Below are 19,494 nucleotides of genomic sequence, written 5' to 3'. Positions count from 1 at the left end.
GACCCCGCCTCCCTCCCGGAAGCGGGCCGGATGTCATTCCTAAAGATTGCGGGCGATCACCATGCGCTGCACGTCGCTCGTTCCCTCGTAGATCTGGCAGATGCGCACATCGCGGTAGATGCGCTCGACCGGATAATCGGCCATGTAGCCGTAGCCGCCGTGGATCTGGATCGCATCGGAGCAGACGCGCTCGGCCATCTCAGAGGCGAAGAGCTTCGCCATCGAGGCTTCCGACAGGCAGGGCAACTCCGCCTCCCGAAGAGACGCGGCGTGAAAGACGAGCTGGCGCGCCGCCTCGATCTGCATCGCCATGTCGGCAAGGCGAAAGGCGACGGCCTGATGTTCGAAAATCGGCTTGCCGAAAGCCGTGCGCTCCTTGGCGTAATCACGCGCCGCCTCGAAGGCCGCCCGTGCCATGCCGACCGCCTGCGCGGCAATGCCGATCCGCCCCCCCTCGAGATTGGCGAGCGCGATGCGATAGCCTTCGCCTTCCCCACCCAGCCTCAGATCCACGGGAATGCGCATCGTGTTGAAGGCGATCTGACAGGTGTCGGTGGAATGCAGTCCGAGCTTTTCCTCGACGCGGATCACCTCATAGCCGGGTGTGTCCGTCGGCACGATAAAGGCGGTGATGCCCTTCTTGCCGGCATCGGGATCGGTGACGGCAAAGACGATGATGACATTGCCGTTTTTTCCCGAGGTGATGAACTGCTTGGCACCGTCGATCACATAGTGGTCGCCGTCACGCCGGGCCCTTGTCTTCAGGTTCGAGGCATCGGATCCGGCCTGCGGCTCGGTGAGGGCGAAGCCGCCAATCCATTCGCCGGTCGCAAGCTTCGGCAGGAAACGCTGCCGCTGCTCCTCGGTGCCGAATTTCAGGATCGGCACGCAGCCGACGGAGCTGTGCACGCTCATAATCGTCGAACAGGGTCCATCGCCGGCGGCAATCTCCTCGAGTGCCGCGGCATAGGCGACAACACCCGTGTCCGAGCCGCCATAGGCCTCCGGCACCAGCATGCCGAGCAGCCCTAGTTCGCCCATCTCCTTCAGTTCCTCGCGCGGGAAAAGATGTTCCCGGTCGCGTTTGGCGGCTCCCGGCGCCAACCGGTCGCGGGCAAAGTCGCGGGCGAGATCTGTGATCTGCTGCTGAAGGTCGGAAAGGATCATGTCGCTCCTCCTTCCCGCTAATGCCGCTCGATGGCGACGGCCGTCGCCTCGCCGCCGCCGATGCAAAGCGCCGCCATGCCGCGCTTCAGATCGTAGCGCTCCAATGCTGAAAGCAGCGTCACCAGGATGCGGGCGCCTGATGCGCCGATCGGATGGCCGAGCGCGCAGGCGCCGCCATGCACATTGACCTTTTCATGCGGCAGGTCGAGATCGCGCATCGCCGCCATGGCGACGACGGCAAAAGCCTCGTTGATTTCGAAGAGGTCGACGTCCGAAAGCGCCAGGCCGGTCCGATCTGAGAGCTTCTGCAACGCGCCGATCGGCGCGGTGGCGAAAAGATTGGGCGCCTGCGAATGGGTGGCATGACCGAGGATGGTGGCGAGCGGCGTCAGGCCGCGATGCTCTGCCTCGGAGCGGCGCATGAGCACGAGCGCTGCCGCGCCGTCGGAAATCGAACTTGAATTGGCGGCCGTCACCGTGCCATCCTCTCGGAAGGCGGGCTTCAGCATCGGGATTTTGTCGAGCTTCGCCCGACCCGGCTGCTCGTCGCGGCTCGCCCGCTGCTCTGATTTGCCCGACTTGACCGTCACCGGCACGATCTCGCTTTCAAACCAGCCTTCCGCGATCGCCTTCTGCGCCCGCGTCAGGGAGGCGATGGCGTAATTATCCTGCGCTTCGCGCGTGAACTGATAGGCTTGGGCGCAGTCCTCCGCGAAGCTGCCCATCAAGCGCCCCTTGTCATACGCATCCTCCAGCCCGTCGAGGAACATGTGGTCCACGACACGCCCATGGCCGAGCCTGTAGCCGCCGCGGGCCTTGTCAAGGAGATAGGGCGCGTTCGTCATGCTTTCCATGCCGCCGGCGACTGCCACAGAAGCACTGCCGGCGGTGATGAGGTCATGAGCCGTCATGACCGCCTTCATGCCCGAGCCGCACATCTTGTTGACGGAGCTTGCCCCCGTCGCGAAAGGCAGGCCGGCGCCGATCGCCGCCTGGCGCGCCGGCGCCTGGCCTTGGCCTGCAGGCAGCACGCAGCCGAGAACGACTTCTTCAACCGCCTCGGCCGAGACATGGCTACGCTCCATTGCCGCGCGGATCGCCGTGGCTCCGAGTTCCGGCGCTGTCGCCTCCTTCAGCTCTCCCTGGAAACTGCCGATCGGCGTGCGCGCCGCGCCGACGATGACGATAGGGTCCTGCAGTGCCATGTTTCCTCCCTGGGGCAAACGCTCAGCGCGCGCCCATCCGCAATGCGCCGTCGAGGCGGATGACCTCGCCGTTCAGCATGGTGTTTTCAAAGATATGGCGCACCAGCGCAGCAAATTCCGCCGGCCGGCCGAGCCGCGGCGGAAAGGGCACGCTCTGGCCGAGTGCCGCCTGAACCTCGGCCGGCATACCGGCCATCATCGGCGTCTCGAAAATGCCGGGCGCGATCGACACGACGCGGATGCCGTGACGGGCGAGCTCGCGGGCGATCGGCAAGGTCATCGCCGCCACCCCGCCCTTGGAGGCGGCATAGGCCGCCTGGCCGATCTGACCGTCAAAGGCGGCAACCGAGGCCGTATTGACGATCACGCCGCGCTCGCCTTCGGCATCCGGCTCCCCGGTCTGAATCGCAGCGGCGGCAAGCCGGATCATGTTGAACGTGCCGATGAGATTGATGCCGACGGTGCGCGCGAAACTCTCCAGCCGGTGTGGCCCGTCGCGGCCGATCACCTTTTCGGCCGGCGCCACGCCCGCGCAGTTCACCAGCCCGCGCAAACCGCCAAAGGCTTCGGCCGCCGCGGCAACCACAGCTGCTCCAGCCTCGCCATCGGTCACATCCGCCTTGACGTAGCGGGCATCGATGCCAAATTCCCGCGTGATCGCCTCGCCCAGGTCAACGTTGAGATCGGCGATCGTCACGCGCCCGCCGGCCTCGACGAGCATGCGCGCCGTCGCCGCTCCGAGCCCGGAGCCGCCGCCGGTGACGATGAAACTTGCCCCACGGATCAGCATGAATCTGTTCCTCCCTGTCGGCTGCGTCCTCCTCCGAGCGCCACCGACGGTCACGATTCTATTCGTTCCACCTATTGCAAGCGATGACAGAACTGCTCCATTATTTCGGCCAGTTTTGCCATAGCGGGGTTGAGATGGCCGAGATCGAGCGACGCATGATTGCACCGGGCTTCGTCGAAGAGGCGCTGGACAGCCTGCGGCGGCTCGGCAAGCCGACGGCGCCGATCCTTGCGCGGGTCGGCCTGCCGCCGATCGTCGATCAGCCGGTGTCTGCCGAAACTTATGGCGCCCTCTGGCTGATGATCGCCGCCGAACTCGACGACGAATTCTTCGGCATGGGCGGCCGACCGATGCGCAGCGGCAGCTTCACGCTGCTCTGCCATTGTGTGCTGCATGCGCCGACGCTCGGTCAGGCGCTGCGTCGGGCGCTACGTTTTCTCGATGTCGTGCTCGACGACCCTAGAGGCCGGCTCGTCATCCGCGACGGCTTGGCCGAGATTGAGCTCAGGGATGTGGGCGGCCCGCGATCGGCCTTCGCCTATCGCACCTACTGGATCATCCTGCACGGCATCATATGCTGGCTGGTCGGCCGCCGCATCCCCATCCGGCTTGTCGACTTCCGCTGCGCCGAACCGAAACAGGGCGCCGACTACCGGTTGTTCTTCGGCGCTCCGGTGCGCTTCTCGCAACCGATCAGCCGTCTCGGCTTCGACAGCACCCTGCTCGACCTGCCGATTTCCCGTAGCGAACAGGCGTTGAAACAGTTCCTGCGCGGCGCGCCCGCCAATATTCTGGTGCGCTACCGCTACGACGCGGGCATCGCCGCCGCCGTCCGTCGGCGATTGAGCCAGGCAACGCCGGCGACGTGGCGCAGCTTCGCCGAACTCGCCGCCGACATGCGCATGCCGCCCTCGACGCTGCGCCACCGCCTGCACGACGAAGGACAAAGCTATGCCGCCATCAAGGACGACATCCGCCGGGATCTCGCCGTCGAACTGCTGCTGAATACCTCGAAAACGATCGGCGAGATCGCCGTACAGCTCGGCTATTCCGAACCCAGCGCCTTTTTTCGCGCATTTCGCAAATGGATGGGCAAGAGCCCTGAGACTTTTCGACGGGAGGAAGCGGGGGAATAGCGCAGTGGGTAATAAGCCGAGACCTGCATCTAGACCCAGTCGCTATTTGGCGCTGGCGGTTCCACACCCTCCCTCATGCCTGTGCTTGTCACAGGCATCCAGCGCGCCCAAGTCCTTGGGCGCAAGAGACTTTCTTCGAGCGAGCAACGAGCCATTCTCCGCGCGGACGCGCGATGGTTGGATGCCGGTGACAAGCACAGGCATGAGGGAGGCATGGGGTGCCTCTTTGAACCTGCCGCAACCCGCGCTACATATTTCAGCGGGAGGAGTGCCATGTTTGATTTCTCGCTCGGCGAAACCGCGGACGCGATCCGCGAAACGACGGCGCGATTTGCCGCCGATCATATTGCTCCGCTCGCCGCGGAGATTGACGAAAGCAACACGTTTCCACGCCAGCTCTGGCCGCAGATGGGCGCACTCGGCCTGCATGGGATCACCGTCGAGGAAGAGTTCGGCGGCGCCGGTTTCGGCTATCTCGAGCACGTCGTCGCCATGGAGGAGGTCTCGCGCGCCTCGGCTTCCGTGGGCTTGAGCTACGGTGCTCATTCCAATCTCTGCGTCAACCAGATCCGCCGCTGGGCCTCAACGGAGCAGAAACGCCGCCATCTGCCGAAGCTGATCTCGGGCGACCATGTCGGCTCGCTTGCCATGTCCGAGGCCGGCTCCGGTTCCGATGTCGTCTCCATGGGGTTGCGAGCCGAGAAAAGAGGCGACCGCTATATTCTCAACGGCACGAAGTTCTGGATCACCAATGCCCCGCATGCCGACGTACTCGTCGTCTATGCCAAGACCGATCCGGCCGCCGGCCCGAAGGGCATTTCCGCCTTCATCATCAAAAAGGGCCTGACCGGCTTCAGCGTCTCCAAGAAGCTCTCGAAACTGGGCATGCGCGGCAGCGACACGGCCGAACTGGTCTTTCAGGATTGCGAGGTGCCAGCCGATGCGCTGATGGGCCGGGAGGGAGAAGGCGTGAAAATCCTGATGTCCGGCCTCGATTACGAACGCGCCGTGCTCGCCGCCGGCCCGCTCGGGATCATGCAGGCCTGCCTCGATGTCGTGCTGCCCTATGTGCGCGAGCGCAAGCAGTTCGGCAAGGCGATCGGCGATTTCCAGCTGATGCAGGGCAAGATCGCCGACATGTATGTCGCGCTGAATTCGGCGCGCGCCTATGTCTATTCCGTGGCCCGCGCCTGCGATGCCGGCCGGGCAACGCGCACCGATGCGGCCGCCGCGATCCTTTTTGCCAGCGAAAATGCCGTGAAAGTCTCACTGGAAGCGATCCAGGCGCTCGGCGGCGCCGGCTATACCAAGGAATGGCCGGTCGAGCGTTTCCTGCGCGACGCCAAGCTCTACGATATTGGCGCCGGCACCAACGAGATCCGCCGCTATCTGATCGGGCGGGAGCTCATCGCATCATGACGGTGATTTCGACTGCGATCGATCGCGACAGCGAAAGCTTCAAAGCCAATACCGCCAAGAATAAAGCCCTCGTCGACGAACTCTACGCGCATTCGGCGAGAGCGCGCGAGGGCGGATCGCAGACGGCGCGCGCGCGCCATACCGGCAAGGGCAAGCTCCTGCCGCGCGACCGCATCCAGCTCCTGCTCGATGCCGGCAGCCCTTTCCTGGAGATCGGCACGCTGGCAGCCAACGGCATGTATGGCGACGAGGCGCCGGGCGCCGGCATCATATCGGGCGTCGGCCGCGTTTGCGGCCGCGAGGCGATGATCGTCGCCAATGACGCGACGGTGAAGGGTGGCGCCTATTTCCCGATGACGGTGAAGAAACATCTTAGGGCGCAGGAGATCGCCCTGCAGAACCGGCTGCCCTGCCTCTATCTGGTCGATAGCGGCGGCGCCAATCTTCCGCATCAGGCCGAGGTCTTTCCCGACCGCGACCATTTCGGCGCCATCTTCTACAATCAGGCGCAGATGTCGGCCGAAGGCATTCCGCAGATCGCCTGCGTGATGGGAAGCTGCACGGCCGGCGGCGCCTATGTCCCCGCCATGTCTGATGAAACCGTCATCGCGCGCAATCAGGGCACGATCTTCCTCGCGGGTCCCCCGCTGGTCAAAGCCGCGACCGGCGAAATCATCTCGGCCGAAGAACTCGGCGGCGCCGAAACCCATGGCCGCCGCTCCGGCGTCGTCGATCATGTTGCCGAGAATGACGAACATGCGCTGCTTCTGGTGCGAGACATCGTCGCCAGCCTCAACAGCGTCAAATCGGTCGATATCGACATCCAGCCTCCGCGGCCGCCGAAACTCGATTTCCAGGATCTTCTTGGCCTCATTCCCGATGACGTGCGCTCGCCCTATGATGTGCGCGAGGTGATCGGACGGATCGTCGACGGCTCGGAACTGCACGAGTTCAAGCCGCTCTACGGCTCCACGCTCGTATGCGGCTTCGCCCGCATCTGGGGCATGCCGGTCGCCGTCATCGCCAATAACGGCGTGCTCTTTTCCGAAAGCGCGCTGAAGGGTGCGCATTTCATCCAGCTCGCCTGCCAGCGCCGCGTGCCGCTGCTGTTCCTGCAGAATATTTCCGGTTTCATGGTCGGCGGCCGCTATGAGGCCGGCGGCATCGCCAAGGACGGGGCAAAGCTGGTGACGGCGGTTGCGACGGCGACCGTGCCTAAGGTCACCGTCATCATCGGCGGCAGTTTCGGCGCCGGCAATTACGGCATGTGCGGCCGCGCCTATCGCCCCCGTTTTCTCTTCACCTGGCCGAACAGCCGCATCAGCGTCATGGGCGGCGAACAGGCGGCTTCCGTGCTCGCCACCATCCGCCGCGACGCACTGGAGGCGCGCGGAGAGAATTGGTCTGTCGAAGAAGAGGAGGCTTTCAAGGCGCCGATCCGCGCCGGCTACGAGGCGGAGGGCAATCCCTATTATGCCACTGCCCGCCTCTGGGACGACGGCATCATCGATCCCGGCCAGACGCGGGACGTGCTCGGCCTTGCCTTTTCCGCCTGCCTGAACGCGCCGATCCCAAAAGGGCCGCGCTTCGGACTGTTTCGGATGTGAGGCGGCTATGATGGAAAGCCTTCTCATCGCCAACAGAGGCGAAATCGCTCGCCGCATCATCCGCACGGCAAAGACTGCCGGCATCCGCACCATCGCCGTCTATTCCGAGGCCGATGCCGGCCTGCCCTTCGTCGGAGAAGCCGACGAGGCGATCGCCATCGGGCCGTCGCCGGCCCGCGAAAGCTACCTGTCTGAGGTACACATCCTCGAAGCCGCCCGCAAGACCGGGGCGGCCGCGATTCATCCGGGCTATGGTTTCCTGTCGGAAAATGCCGAATTTGCCGAAGCAGTCGAGAAGGCCGGTATCATCTGGGTCGGAGCGCCGGCGGCCGCTATCCGGGCGATGGGGCTGAAAGACGCGGCCAAAGAATTAATGCAGGCAGCCGGCGTGCCGGTCACTCCAGGTTATCTCGGACCAGACCAGAGCGAAGCAAGACTGGCGGCCGAGGCCGAGGCCATCGGTTATCCCGTACTCATCAAGGCGGTGGCCGGCGGCGGCGGCAAGGGCATGCGCCGCGTCGACCGCCCGCAGGATTTCACCGAGCTTCTCGCCTCCTGCCGCCGCGAAGCCGCCGCTTCGTTCGGCGATGATCGCGTTCTCATCGAACGCTATATCGCCAATCCGCGTCATATCGAGGTGCAGATCTTCGCTGACGAGCATGGCAACTGCGTCCACCTCTTCGAACGCGACTGCTCGCTGCAGCGCCGTCATCAGAAGGTCATCGAGGAGGCCCCCGCTCCCGGGCTCGATGCAACCACGCGGGCTGCGATCTGCGATGCGGCGGTGAAGGCCGCAAGAGCGGTGAACTATGTCGGCGCCGGCACGATCGAATTCATCGCCGATGCCTCGCAAGGCCTGCGTCCGGATCGAATTTGGTTCATGGAGATGAATACACGCCTGCAGGTGGAACATCCCGTCACTGAAGCCATAACAGGTGAGGATCTGGTGCTCTGGCAACTGAAGGTGGCTAACGGCGAGCCGCTGCCGAAAAGCCAGGATGAGATCGCCATGAAGGGCTGGGCCCTCGAGGCCCGGCTCTATGCCGAAAATCCCGCCGCCGGCTACCTGCCCTCGACCGGCCGGCTCGAACATCTCAAACTCCCCCGAACCGTCCGCGTCGAGAGCGGTGTCGAACAGGGCGATGAGATCACCGCCTTCTACGATCCAATGATCGCCAAGATCATTGCGCATGGGCCGAACCGCGAAGCCGCGCTGTCGAAGCTGGCCGCCGCTTGTGCCGGTATCGAGATCTGGCCGGTCAGATCCAATGCCGGCCTTCTCGCCCGCGTCGCCACCAACCCGGATTTTCGCGCCGCCCGGATCGATACCGGCTTCCTCGACCGGCATGGCGAGGGCCTTGTGGCGACGGAGCCAGATGAGACGACAATCGACAAAGCGGCAACGGCACTTTCGAAGGCCGCAAATGAGGATCCCTGGTCGGTGCTGACCGGTTTTCGCATCGCCGGGCCAAGTGACGGCCGCGTTCGGGTGCGCATCGACGGTCACCTCCACTGGGGGCGCGTGCGCCCCGACCTTGAGGCGAATGCCGTCGAGATCGACGCGAAGACCGTGCTTTTCGACGCCGGCAATGCCTGGCCGATCGGCCTGCCCCATGCGGGCGAAGTCGAGGCAAATCAGGGTGCGGGCGACGGCGCGATCCTTTCGCCCATGCCGGGCCTCGTCATCTCGGTCGATGTCGCCGAAGGCGACACTGTTGCCAAGGGGGATCGTCTGCTGACGGTCGAAGCGATGAAGATGGAACATACGTTACGCGCGCCCTTCGACGGCATCGTTGGGAAATTGCAGGTTTCCACCGGCGCCAGGGTCTCGGAAAACCAGCTGGTCGTCAGCGTCATCAAGGAGCAGGCGTGATGGCCGGCCGTTATTTCGACGAGTGGACAGTCGGCGACCGCATCGCCCACGAGATCCGCCGCACCGTCACCGAGACCGATAACCTGCTGTTCACGACGCTGTCCCACAATCCGCAGCCGCTGCATCTCGATGCCGATTATGCCGCCGGCACCGAGTTCGGCCGCATCGTTGTCAACGGCACCTTCACCTTTGCGCTCACCATCGGCCTTTCGGTCGGCGACACCACACTCGGCACGCTCGTCGCCAATCTCGGCTATGACACGGTGACGATGCCGAGGCCGGTCTTCATCGGCGATACGCTGCGGGTGGAAACCGAGGTGACGGAGCTGCGCCGCTCGAACTCCCGCCCCGATGCCGGCATCGTCACTTTCCGGCATGTCACGTTGAACCAACGTGACGAGATCGTCTGCCAGTGCCTGCGCACGGCGATGCTGAAGGTGAAACCGTCATGAGGCTGCGCTCGCTGCTCTTCGTACCCGGCGATCGGCCGGAGCGTTTCGAGAAAGCGCTCGCTTCCGGCGCCGATGCCGTCATTCTCGATCTGGAAGATTCGGTTGCGCCCGCGAACAAGCCAAAAGCACGCGAGACCGTGCACGAATTCGCCCACCGCTATGCCGGCGAGACCGTTCTCTTGATCCGCGTCAATCCCCTCACCTCCCCTGAATTCGAAGCCGACCTTGCCGCTCTGAACGGTCTTCATCCCTTCGCCATCATGTTGCCGAAGGCCGAGGGGGCCGTTTCCGTGGGCAAACTCGCAGCCTCGTTGACGCCGGCCGTTCCCGTTTTGCCGATCGCGACGGAAACGCCGTCCGCGATCTTCGAGATTGGCAGCTACCGCGACGTCTCGGCGAAGCTTTGCGGCCTGACCTGGGGCGCCGAGGATCTGCCGGCCGCGATAGGGGCTGCGACAGCGCGGAGGACGGATGGCCGTTATACGCCGCCCTACGAGCTTGCCCGCTCGCTCACCCTATTCGCAGCCCATGCCGCCGCCGTTCCGGCAATCGAAACCGTCTATCCCGATTTGCGCGATCTCAACGGTCTCAGGGCCTATGCCAGCCGCGGCCGGCGCGACGGCTTTTCCGGCATGATGGCCATCCATCCGAGCCAGGTCGAAACGATCAACCACGCCTTCACACCTGACGCCGCCGAGCTCGCCTGGGCAGAGAAGGTCGCCGCCGCCTTCGCCGCCAGGCCTGACGCCGGCGTCATCCAGCTTGACGGACGCATGCTTGACCTGCCGCACCTCAAGCTTGCGCTGCGCATTCTGGAAAGCGCCGGACGATAAGCCCACCCATCCAGCGGATCAGCCCGGTTTTGCGATTTGCCTGGAGGCGGCCTGCTCCGGCTCGAGGTAACCGGCGCCGATGGCGACATAGAGATCCACATAATCCTTCGCGACCTGCTGCATGGTGGCAGCAAGGCTTTCCTGAGCATCCGAGACGGACCGCTGCGCGTCCAGAACGTCGAGCAGCGAAGAGGCGCCATCCTTGTAGCTCGTGGTCGAAAGCGCCAGCGATTCCTGCGCCGTCTGTACCTGCCTGCGCAACGGTCCCAGCGTCTGCGTGTCGTGGCGAACGGCCGCAAGCGCGTTTTCGACCTCTTCGACGCCGTTCAGCACCGCCGCTTTCCACGCCAGATATTGCGTTTTGGCATCGGATTTCTCGATATCGACATTGGCCCGCAATTTGCCGCCATCGAAGATCGGCAGGTTGAGCGTCGGTCCGAAAGACCAGCTCGTCAGGCTTGCGCCGGTGGCGCCCGATGATTTGACCCAGCTCGGCGAAATCGAACCGGAAAGCGAGATCGACGGGTAAAGCTGGGCTTCGGCAGCACCGATATCGGCGACAGCTGCCGCCAGCTCGCGTTCGGCCTTTCTTATATCGGGACGGTTGCGGATGAGATCGGCCGGGATGCCGGCACCAATGTCGCCGCGGAACACCGGCTGGCCAGTATTCCTGCGCAGCTCTTCCGTCAGCGAAGCCGCCGGCATCCCGAGCAGTGTGGCAATGTGATGGGCCGATTCGGTAAAACTCTGTTCGAGGCCGGGAATGTCGGACTTCGTCGACTGTACAAGACCCTCGGCCCGGACGACGTCGAGGCGGGAGGCCGCACCAGCTTTCAACTGCAGCTCAGTGAGTTCGTAAGTCTGCTGGCGGGATTTCAAATTCGCCTGAGAAAGGGCGATGCGCTCCTGGTAGTAGCGGGCGTCGATATAAGTCTCGACCAGGTCTTTCAGAAAGGTGAGCCTGGCATTGTCGGCCGTCGCGTAAGCGGCTCCAAGCGAGGCGAGGGCGCTCTCTTTCGAGCGACGGTACTGGCCGAAGACGTCGAGCAGCCAGGAAAGGCTGGCATCGCCTCCCGTCGTGTTCGTGGTGCCGACCGTCGTCCGCAGCCGCCCCTTCTCCCCGGAGAGAGTATGCGATCCGTCGACCGTCAGGCTCGGCAGGGCGCCGGCGCCGGCTACCGTGACGTTGGCGGAAGCCGAATTGATGCTCTCGAGTGCCTGCAACACATCTAGGTTCTCGCTGAGACCCTGCGTGACCAGCCCGTTGAGCTTCTTGTCGCGATAGGCCGTCCACCACCTTGCCGTCACGACATCGCCGTTGCTCTTATTACCCCCGTCTTCGAACTTGGCGGGAAGCGGCATCTCGGGGGCAACGTGATCCGGGCCGCTGACGCAGCCTGCCAGCAGCAGTGTGAATGCGGCTGCGGTGTAGCGGAGGGATGATAATCTAGTGCTAAGCGACGTACTCACGGGGGAGCCTTCTGAACCGGGATCGTGGGTTCAGGCTTAGCGGCGCTAGCGTTAATGGCGGTTAAGAAACGGTAAAGTTAGGTAAAAGCAGCGTCCCGCCGCACATCTCGGTTCAGCAGAGCTGCGCGGCCTCGTCCTCGATGAGGGAGAGATGCATCGAGTCCGGATGGAAGGAAGGCACCGCAATTCCCTCATTGATGCCGCGAGCGGGTGGGAAGATAGCGAGGGGCACCCAGCTTATTCGCGATCTTCTCGTCGGTCAGATCGTCGAGAGGCTTGGGGGCTATGCCCGCCTTCGCGCCAGCGAACTCTTGCCTCAAATCGACAATGCAAATGCTGCTCAACATGACGGGATCAAGCCGTGCCGCCCCTGCCACTCGCTGCTTTTTGTCCTGCCGCTGCTGTTGGTCCGGCCGGCCGCTGCGCTGGCGGATGATGGAGCCCGACCGACCAGCTTCCGGTGCTAGTCCGTCGGCTCAAGCAAATCGTCCAGTTTTTCGACGACGGCCCGAACCACGTCAGCGCGGCTGACGATGCCAACCAACACGCCGTCACGCAGGATAGGGACGCGCTTGATCCGATGTTTCAGCATCAGATCGGCCAACTCCGCAAGCGAGGCTTCCTCATCCGCGGCGATGATGGTCTCGTTCATAATCTCGCGGACATGCTGCTGGTTGAGGCGGATTTCGGCGAGAAACTCCGGGGCGAGCTTCTCGCCTTCGGCCAGCATGCGCAGCCATTGCGCTCGCTTGCTTTGAAACTGCGAGCCAAAGTGGCGCATCACATCGCCTTCGCTGACCAATCCAAGCGGCCGGTTATCGGCGTCCACCACCGGTACGGCGGTGATATGATGGATAAGCATGCACCGGGCGGCCTCGGCCACCGTGGTCTCAGGCGATACCGTAATTAAATCCGTTGTCATCACCGACTTGGCAGGGATCGTCATGTGTAAAGGCTCCAGCTAAAGGAGCATGCACGATACCGGATCGGCTTGGCGGCCGCCTTGACTTACCGCAATGTGCGATGGCGCGGTTCGCGACCATCGCGCCCGTCGCTTTTACTTCGGGATGAGCAACCACGATACCAAGCTTCGTCGATTGGTGCTCAGGCCTGTTCGTCCGCCAAACCATAGGGTATCGGCTTCCTGGGAAGCTCCAGGGTGATCGCCAGCCCCCCCGCCTCCGGCAATGACGCATGCACGCGCCCGCCATGCCGTTCGACGGCCTGCCGGGTGATTGCAAGACCGAGACCGTATCCGCCTCTCGGCACCGCCTCTCTCCCGCGAGAGAACGGCTGGAAAATGCGTTCGAGTTCGTCCCGTTGGACGCCCTGCCCCTGATCCGTGACGCAGATTTTTAGCCGGTCGGCTGTCGCCTCTGAGGAGACCGAGATGTGCGAATGGTCGGCCGTATATTTGACGGCATTTCGAACGACGTTTTCGAGCGCCCGATAGATAAGCTCGCCTTCGACTTCGGCCCGGAAGGTGCCATCGACGCTCGTCGTGATCGAGATCTCCCGCGCCTGGGCTTCGAATGCCGCATCGCTGAGGATCTCGTTGAGGAGTTCGATGACATCGATGGTCTGCGTCTTCAGCGGCAGGCTGGATCCTGCCGTCAGCCTGGCGAGCGTCAGAACCTCGCCCACCAGCATATCGAGCCGTTCGACCTCGCGGTCCATTCGATCCAGCATGGCGCCGAGTTTGGCGGGGCTTTGCCGCAACACACCGACGGCGGCCTGCAGCCGGGACAGAGGCGAGCGCAGCTCATGGGAGACGTCATGGAACAGCCTCTGCTGCGCATCCTGTAGCTCCTGAAGGCGGGCGGCAGTGGAATCGAAATCATGCGCAAGTGCTGTGACCTCGTCCCTGCGTCCCGCCATCTTGTCGCCGATACGGACGTCGAAACGGCCGTGGGCAAGCGCGCTCAGGCCATCGCGAAGGTGGACGACGGGACGAATGAGGTATCGCGCCAGCGCGCCGGCCGCGGTCGTGCTGGCGACCAGGATGGTGAGCCACGGCAGGAATGGTCCAAGGCTGTCGAAAGTGGAACCGGCCGGAGCCGACACGGAAAGCCGATAGCAGACTCCATCCTTCAGCATGGATCGGGCGGTGCCCGTGTCCTTCTCGGCGCAGGCGTCGGCGTCGTCGGGCTTGGACAAGGTCAGGCCAAGCGGTAGCGTCTTCTGGCTTGTGGTCACGAAACGCGCGGCGGCGGCTTCGCCGTCCTCAGCCAGAATATTTGCAGTCAGGTTGAGCACAAGCGTCCGCCGCTCATGTTCCAGCTCGCTTGCGAAGGGAACCGCCTGAAGGAGTTTGACGATAAGGATAACGGCAGCAAGGCTTGCCGCCAGAGTCAGCCAGATAATCCTGAAGAACTTCCAGAAAAGCCGGGGCATGGTCAGTCCACGAGAAGTTGATAGCCCTGGCCGCGAACGGACTGGATCCAGGATTGCCCGTCCTCCCGCAGCCCGAGCTTCTGGCGAACGCTGCTGATGTGGACGTCGATGCGGCGATCGAACGGGGTGAGCGGCTTGCCGAAGGCCCGCTTGGAAATATCCTGTTTCGACACGAGCTGGCCGGCGCTGCGGGCGAGAACCTCGAGCAGGCTGAACTCCGTGCCGGTGAGGTCAAGGCTTTCCCCCCGCCATTCGGCGATCCGGCTGCCCGGATGGATCACCAGCCGCCCTGCCCTGACCGTGTCTGTGGACATGCCGGCCGCCGGCTGACCTGCCCGGCGCAGGATGGCGCGCAGCCTCGCGGCCAGTTCGCCCGGCGAACATGGCTTCGGCACATAGTCGTCGGCGCCGAGATTGAGACCGGATATCCTGTCCACGTCGTCGCCTCTGGCCGTCAGCATCAGCACCGGAACCTGGCTCAGCTTCCTGATCCGCTGCAGCACTTCGATGCCGTTCATCCGGGGCATCATGATGTCGAGCACGATGATGTCGACCGTATTGCCGGCCGCCGCGGCAATGGCGGCGCGGCCATCCGTGTCCGTTACGACGTCATATCCTTCTTCGACCAGATATTCCTGCAGAAGTGTCGTCAGCTCCGCATCATCGTCGATCAGGAGAACCTTGTTCATTCGCGTCATCCATTATCAAGCCGGGCAAGCCATACAGCACAAACACGCTCAGGCGACCAAGTTTTACCCAACTTAACACTAACTTGACCGCACTTAACGTTCGCCCCGTTACATAGCGGTCATGACATCGACCCGCGCCGAGACCCGGTTGCCATGCATGAACGGTAATTCTTGGTCGAATTGGCGCCGATCGGGAAAAGGCGCCGATGCCTTGACGACAAGGAATGCATCGTTGAGAAAAACCTCCAGACTATTCGCCTCCGCCTTCGTTGCGATGGCGCTGTTTGCTCCCCTCCGCAACGCCATGGCGGAACAGGCCGCGGCAACCGCCCTCACTGTCTCTTTGACGGCGCCGGCTCAGCGGGACTGGCCTGAGACCGTTCCCGCGAGCGGATGGCTGAAACCGTGGCAGGAAGCGGTCATCGCCTCCGAGACGAGCGGGCTGCGCATAACCGATGTTCTGGTCGATGTCGGTTCGGTCGTCACCAAGGGCCAGACGCTCGTGCGGCTTTCGCAGGAGAGCGTGCTTGCCGATCTTCGCAAGCAGGAGGCCGCCGTCGCGACCGCCAAGGCAAGCCTTTCAATGGCCAAAGCCAATGCCGACCGGGCGCGGCAGCTCCAGCCTTCAGGGGCGCTCTCCGACGAGAAGATCGTCGAATATCTCGCCGACGAGCAGACGGCGACGGCAAGTCTTGCATCCGAAGAGGCCGCGCTCGACAGCGAAAAGATCAAGCTTGCGCAGACGACCATAACGGCCGTCGATGACGGCCTCATCACGTCGCGTTCCGCCGATCTCGGCGCCGTCGTCTCCGCCGGCACCGAACTGTTCCGCATGGTTCGCCAGCAGCGGATCGAATGGCAGGCCGAGGTTTCCGCTCGCTACCTCCCACGCATTTCACAAGGCCTGAGCGTCCAAGTCAACGGGCCTGAAGGCCACGCCATCGAGGGCAAGGTGAGGCTTGTCGGGCCGTCGGTCAGCACTGATACCAGCCGGGCAATCGTCTATGTCACGCTGCCGGCCGACACCCGTCCACGCACGGGCCTTTACGTCACGGGCAACATCGAGCTGCAGACCTCCCCGGCGCTGACCGTGCCCGAGACCGCAATCGTGTTCCGGGACGGGATCAGTTACGTCTTCACTGCGAGCGAGGATCAACGGGTGCAAAGGGTCCGGGTGGAAACCGGCCGCCGCAACAATGGCGAGGTGGAAATCGTCTCCGGCATAGACCGGACGTCGAAGGTGGTGACCTCGGGCGGCGCGTTCCTCTCGGACAATGACCTCGTGAAGATCGCGGAGAAAAACTGATGAACTTCTCGGCATGGTCGATCCGCGACCCCGTCCCGGCAATATTGCTGTTCGTGATGCTGACGGTTGGGGGACTCTTGGCCTTCAAGACCCTGGCGGTCCAGAACTTCCCCGATATGGACCTTCCGACGATCAGCGTCACAGCGACGCTCGACGGCGCAGCGCCGACACAGCTCGAAACCGAGGTCGCCCGCACCATCGAAGACAGTTTGGCTTCGCTCAGCTATCTCGACCACATCACCACGACCATCACCGACGGCACCGTCTCGATCAAGGTTTCCTTCAAGCTGGAGAAAAACAGCGAAGCGGCGCTCAACGAAGTCCGCAACGCCGTCGACAGCGTCAAGAGTGATCTTCCCTCGCAGATGGAGACACCAAGCGTCACCAAGGTCACAGTCCAAAGCTCCGCGCTGGTCACCTATGCCGTCCGCTCGACTGCCCTCAACGAAACCGAGCTTTCCTGGTTTGTCGACAATGATCTGACCAAGACGCTGCTTTCGGTGCCCGGCGTCGGAGAAGTCAACCGCATCGGCGGCATCGACCGCGAGATTCACGTCGATCTCGATCCCGCGACGATGGCGTCGCTCGGGGTCACTGCGGCGACCGTATCGTCGCAGCTGAAGGCGGTGCAGGCGGATACGTCGGGCGGCCTCGGCGAAATCGGCGGCACTCGTCAAACCCTGCGCACGCTCGGCGCTCTGCCGTCGGTCGAGGCACTGAAAGGGCTGAGAATTCCCCTGGCCAACGGCCAGCAGGTTCGTCTCGACGAAGTCGCATCGGTAACGGACAGTTTCGCGGAGCGGTCCTCGATGGCTTATCTCGACGGCAAGCCGGTGATCGCGGTCGAGATCAAGCGCTCGAACGGCTTTTCCGACAGCGGCGTCGCCGGCGACGTCGACAAGGCGATCAAACAGTTCGCCGCCAAACATTCCAATGTGCAGATCGACGAAGCCTACAGCACGATCGGCCCGATCATCGACAATTATGACGGTTCGATGCACATGCTGTTCGAAGGGGCGATCCTGGCGATCATCGTCGTCTGGCTCTTCCTGCGGGACTGGCGCGCGACGATCCTGTCGGCCGTGGCACTGCCCTTGTCCGTGATCCCGACCTTCCTGGTCATGTACCTCTGCGGCTTCAGCCTGAATATCATCACGCTGCTGGCGCTGTCGCTGGTGGTCGGTATCCTGGTCGACGACGCCATCGTCGAGATCGAAAACATCGCCCGCCACCTGCAGATGGGTAAACGGCCGATCGATGCCGCCCTCGAAGCGGCCAACGAGATCGGGCTCGCCGTCATCGCAACCACCTTCACGCTGGTCGCGGTCTTCCTGCCGACGGCCTTCATGAGCGGCATTCCGGGGCTTCTGTTCCGCCAGTTCGGGGTCACCGCCGCCGTCGCCGTTCTCGCCTCGCTCGTCGTTGCCCGCCTGCTGACGCCGATGATGGCAGCCTATTTCATGAAAGCGGTCCCGCCGACGGAGGAAAATGATGGCCGCATCATGCGCGCCTATCTGGCAATCGTGAAAGCTGCCATGAACCGCCGGAAGACCACCGTGGCCGTAACCGCCATTGTCGTCGCGCTTTCTCTCTCCACTATTCCGCTGCTGAAATCCGGCTTCCTGCCGGCTTCGGACGACGCGCGCACCCAGATCACATTGACCATGCAGCCGGGCGCCACCATAGAGCAGACCGATGCGGCGATCAGAAAAGCCGCCGATCTCGTCGGCAAGCTCACGGATGTCACCCGTGTCTTCTCTTCGGTCGGCTCCGCATCTTCGGGTGGCGGCGCCGACGCCAGCACCACGAGCAGCGTCAATTCCGCCACGATCGTCGCCGTGCTGACCCCGATCGGCGAGCGTGACCGCAAGCAGTCGGAAATCGAAAACGACATCCGGCAGGCGCTCTCCCTGCTGCCCGGTGTGCGCGTGGAGGTCGGCAGCGGCGGCAACGGCACGAAGCTCGAAATCACGCTGGCGAGCGACGATGCGAATGTCCTGGAAAGTGCAAGCACGGCTCTTGAGGAACAGCTCCGCACGCTGCAGGGTATAGGCGCGGTGACGTCGACTGCCGCGAGGCAGGCGCCCGAAATCCAGATCAAGCCGGATTTTGACCGCGCAGCAGCGCTCGGCGTGACGTCGAGTTCCATCGCCGAGGCCGTCCGCGTGGCGACGAATGGCGAATATTCCGCCAGTTTGCCAAAACTCAACCTGCCGCAGCGCCAGGTTCCGATCGTCGTCCGCTTCAGCCCGGAGTCGCGCACCAGCCTGGACGATATCAAGAACATGCGGGTGGCGGGCACCAACGGCAATGTCGATCTCGGATCGATCGCCGATATTGGGATCGGCGGCAGCCCCTCCGAAATCGATCGCATCGACCGGATGCGCAATGTCACCGTATCGGTCGAGCTCAACGGCCGCATCCTCGGCGACGTCAACCGCGAGTCGCAGGCGCTGCCGGCGCTCCAGCATCTGCCGTCCGGCGTCACGCTTGTCGAACAGGGTGAACTTCAGCGCAGCTCGGAGCTGTTCCAGAGCTTCGGCCTTGCCATGGCGATCGGCGTGTTCTGCATCTATGCGGTCCTCGTCCTGCTCTTCCACGACTTCCTGCAGCCGCTCACCCTGCTGATGGCTCTGCCGCTCTCGCTCGGCGGCGCGCTCCTGCCGCTGGTGCTGACCGGGACCAGCTTTTCGATGGCGGCCGTCATCGGGCTGCTCATGCTGATGGGCGTGGTGACGAAGAACTCGATCCTGCTGATCGAATACGCGATCATGTCGCGCCGCCAGGGCATGGCCCGCTTCGATGCCCTCGTCGATGCCTGCCACAAGCGCGCCCGGCCGATCGTCATGACCACCATCGCCATGGCATGCGGCATGCTTCCGGTCGCCCTCAGCCTGACCGGCGGCGATTCGAGCTTCCGGCAGCCGATGGCGATCGTGGTGATCGGCGGCGTGATGATGTCGACGCTGCTCAGCCTCATCGTCATCCCCGTCATCTTCACCTTCGTCGACGATCTGGACGAGGCGCTCAAGCGTCTTTTCCGTCGAGCCGAACCGAAAGCTCCCGACAGCGAACCGCAGGCTTCCAACGATCACGCGGCAATCACCTTCAAGCCCGGGCAATCGAGGCGAGGGCAAGGTCAGCGATGATCGC

15 protein-coding genes are annotated in these 19,494 nt (G+C 63.6%); 8 read left to right on the top strand and 7 right to left on the bottom strand.

Features of this window, described 5'->3' with window-relative positions; genetic code table 11:
* Window positions 1–39 precede the first annotated feature (39 nt).
* Genes HJB91_RS19600 through HJB91_RS19590 form a run of 3 tightly spaced genes read right to left on the bottom strand, consistent with a single transcriptional unit; the run spans window position 40 to window position 3,162 of the window.
* Window positions 40–1,167, bottom strand: a complete 1,128-nt coding sequence (locus HJB91_RS19600; protein ID WP_221155750.1) for an acyl-CoA dehydrogenase family protein — start codon at window positions 1,165–1,167, stop codon at window positions 40–42.
* A 17-nt stretch (window positions 1,168–1,184) separates the two neighbouring features.
* Window positions 1,185–2,372, bottom strand: a complete 1,188-nt coding sequence (locus HJB91_RS19595; RefSeq protein WP_221155749.1) for an acetyl-CoA C-acyltransferase — start codon at window positions 2,370–2,372, stop codon at window positions 1,185–1,187.
* 22 nt (window positions 2,373–2,394) lie between these two features.
* Window positions 2,395–3,162 (bottom strand): 3-hydroxyacyl-CoA dehydrogenase, encoded by a 768-nt coding sequence (locus tag HJB91_RS19590; RefSeq protein WP_210633285.1) that lies wholly within the window; start codon window positions 3,160–3,162, stop codon window positions 2,395–2,397.
* A gap of 83 nt (window positions 3,163–3,245) precedes the next feature.
* Here HJB91_RS19590 and HJB91_RS19585 point away from each other — a divergent pair, with 83 nt between their 5' ends.
* The 6 genes from HJB91_RS19585 (at window position 3,246) to HJB91_RS19560 (ending at window position 10,482) form a co-directional block, all read left to right on the top strand.
* Window positions 3,246–4,298 (top strand): AraC family transcriptional regulator, encoded by a 1,053-nt coding sequence (locus HJB91_RS19585; RefSeq protein WP_210633284.1) that lies wholly within the window; start codon window positions 3,246–3,248, stop codon window positions 4,296–4,298.
* Between the two features lie 273 nt (window positions 4,299–4,571).
* A complete protein-coding gene (locus HJB91_RS19580; protein ID WP_221155748.1) occupies window positions 4,572–5,717 on the top strand; it encodes an isovaleryl-CoA dehydrogenase in 1,146 nt (381 codons plus the stop codon).
* A complete protein-coding gene (locus tag HJB91_RS19575) occupies window positions 5,714–7,324 on the top strand; it encodes a carboxyl transferase domain-containing protein (RefSeq protein ID WP_221155747.1) in 1,611 nt (536 codons plus the stop codon). The genes HJB91_RS19580 and HJB91_RS19575 overlap by 4 nt, the downstream gene beginning before the upstream one ends.
* 7 nt (window positions 7,325–7,331) lie before the next feature.
* The gene (locus tag HJB91_RS19570) at window positions 7,332–9,197 is read left to right on the top strand and encodes an acetyl/propionyl/methylcrotonyl-CoA carboxylase subunit alpha (RefSeq protein ID WP_221147188.1); all 1,866 of its coding nucleotides are present in this window, start codon (window positions 7,332–7,334) and stop codon (window positions 9,195–9,197) included.
* Window positions 9,197–9,649 (top strand): MaoC family dehydratase, encoded by a 453-nt coding sequence (locus HJB91_RS19565; protein ID WP_210633277.1) that lies wholly within the window; start codon window positions 9,197–9,199, stop codon window positions 9,647–9,649. Before HJB91_RS19570 ends, HJB91_RS19565 begins: the two co-directional genes overlap by 1 nt.
* Window positions 9,646–10,482 (top strand): CoA ester lyase, encoded by an 837-nt coding sequence (locus tag HJB91_RS19560; RefSeq protein ID WP_210633274.1) that lies wholly within the window; start codon window positions 9,646–9,648, stop codon window positions 10,480–10,482. The genes HJB91_RS19565 and HJB91_RS19560 overlap by 4 nt, the downstream gene beginning before the upstream one ends.
* Window positions 10,483–10,500: 18 nt before the next feature.
* Here HJB91_RS19560 and HJB91_RS19555 read toward each other — a convergent pair whose 3' ends face one another.
* From HJB91_RS19555 to HJB91_RS19540, 4 genes are all read right to left on the bottom strand, one after another.
* Window positions 10,501–11,952 carry an efflux transporter outer membrane subunit gene (locus HJB91_RS19555; RefSeq protein ID WP_221147190.1) on the bottom strand — a complete coding sequence of 484 codons (1,452 nt, stop codon included), beginning with the start codon at window positions 11,950–11,952 and terminating at the stop codon, window positions 10,501–10,503.
* A gap of 463 nt (window positions 11,953–12,415) precedes the next feature.
* Window positions 12,416–12,898, bottom strand: coding sequence for a CBS domain-containing protein (locus HJB91_RS19550; RefSeq protein ID WP_221147191.1), 483 nt, complete (start codon window positions 12,896–12,898; stop codon window positions 12,416–12,418).
* Between the two features lie 158 nt (window positions 12,899–13,056).
* Complete coding sequence (locus HJB91_RS19545; protein WP_221147192.1) at window positions 13,057–14,346, bottom strand: ATP-binding protein; 1,290 nt, start codon at window positions 14,344–14,346, stop codon at window positions 13,057–13,059.
* Between the two features lie 2 nt (window positions 14,347–14,348).
* On the bottom strand, window positions 14,349–15,035 hold the full coding sequence (locus HJB91_RS19540; RefSeq protein WP_210633270.1) for a response regulator: 687 nt from the start codon (window positions 15,033–15,035) through the stop codon (window positions 14,349–14,351).
* A gap of 274 nt (window positions 15,036–15,309) precedes the next feature.
* Here HJB91_RS19540 and HJB91_RS19535 point away from each other — a divergent pair, with 274 nt between their 5' ends.
* Window positions 15,310–16,341, top strand: coding sequence for an efflux RND transporter periplasmic adaptor subunit (locus HJB91_RS19535; protein WP_259668929.1), 1,032 nt, complete (start codon window positions 15,310–15,312; stop codon window positions 16,339–16,341).
* On the top strand, window positions 16,341–19,490 hold the full coding sequence (locus tag HJB91_RS19530; protein WP_221155746.1) for an efflux RND transporter permease subunit: 3,150 nt from the start codon (window positions 16,341–16,343) through the stop codon (window positions 19,488–19,490). The genes HJB91_RS19535 and HJB91_RS19530 overlap by 1 nt, the downstream gene beginning before the upstream one ends.
* The last annotated feature ends 4 nt before the right edge of the window (window positions 19,491–19,494 follow it).

The sequence above is a fragment of the Rhizobium sp. NLR10b genome (assembly GCF_019685435.1).
Lineage (GTDB): Bacteria > Pseudomonadota > Alphaproteobacteria > Rhizobiales > Rhizobiaceae > Rhizobium.
This window is presented reverse-complemented; position numbering and strand designations above follow the sequence as displayed.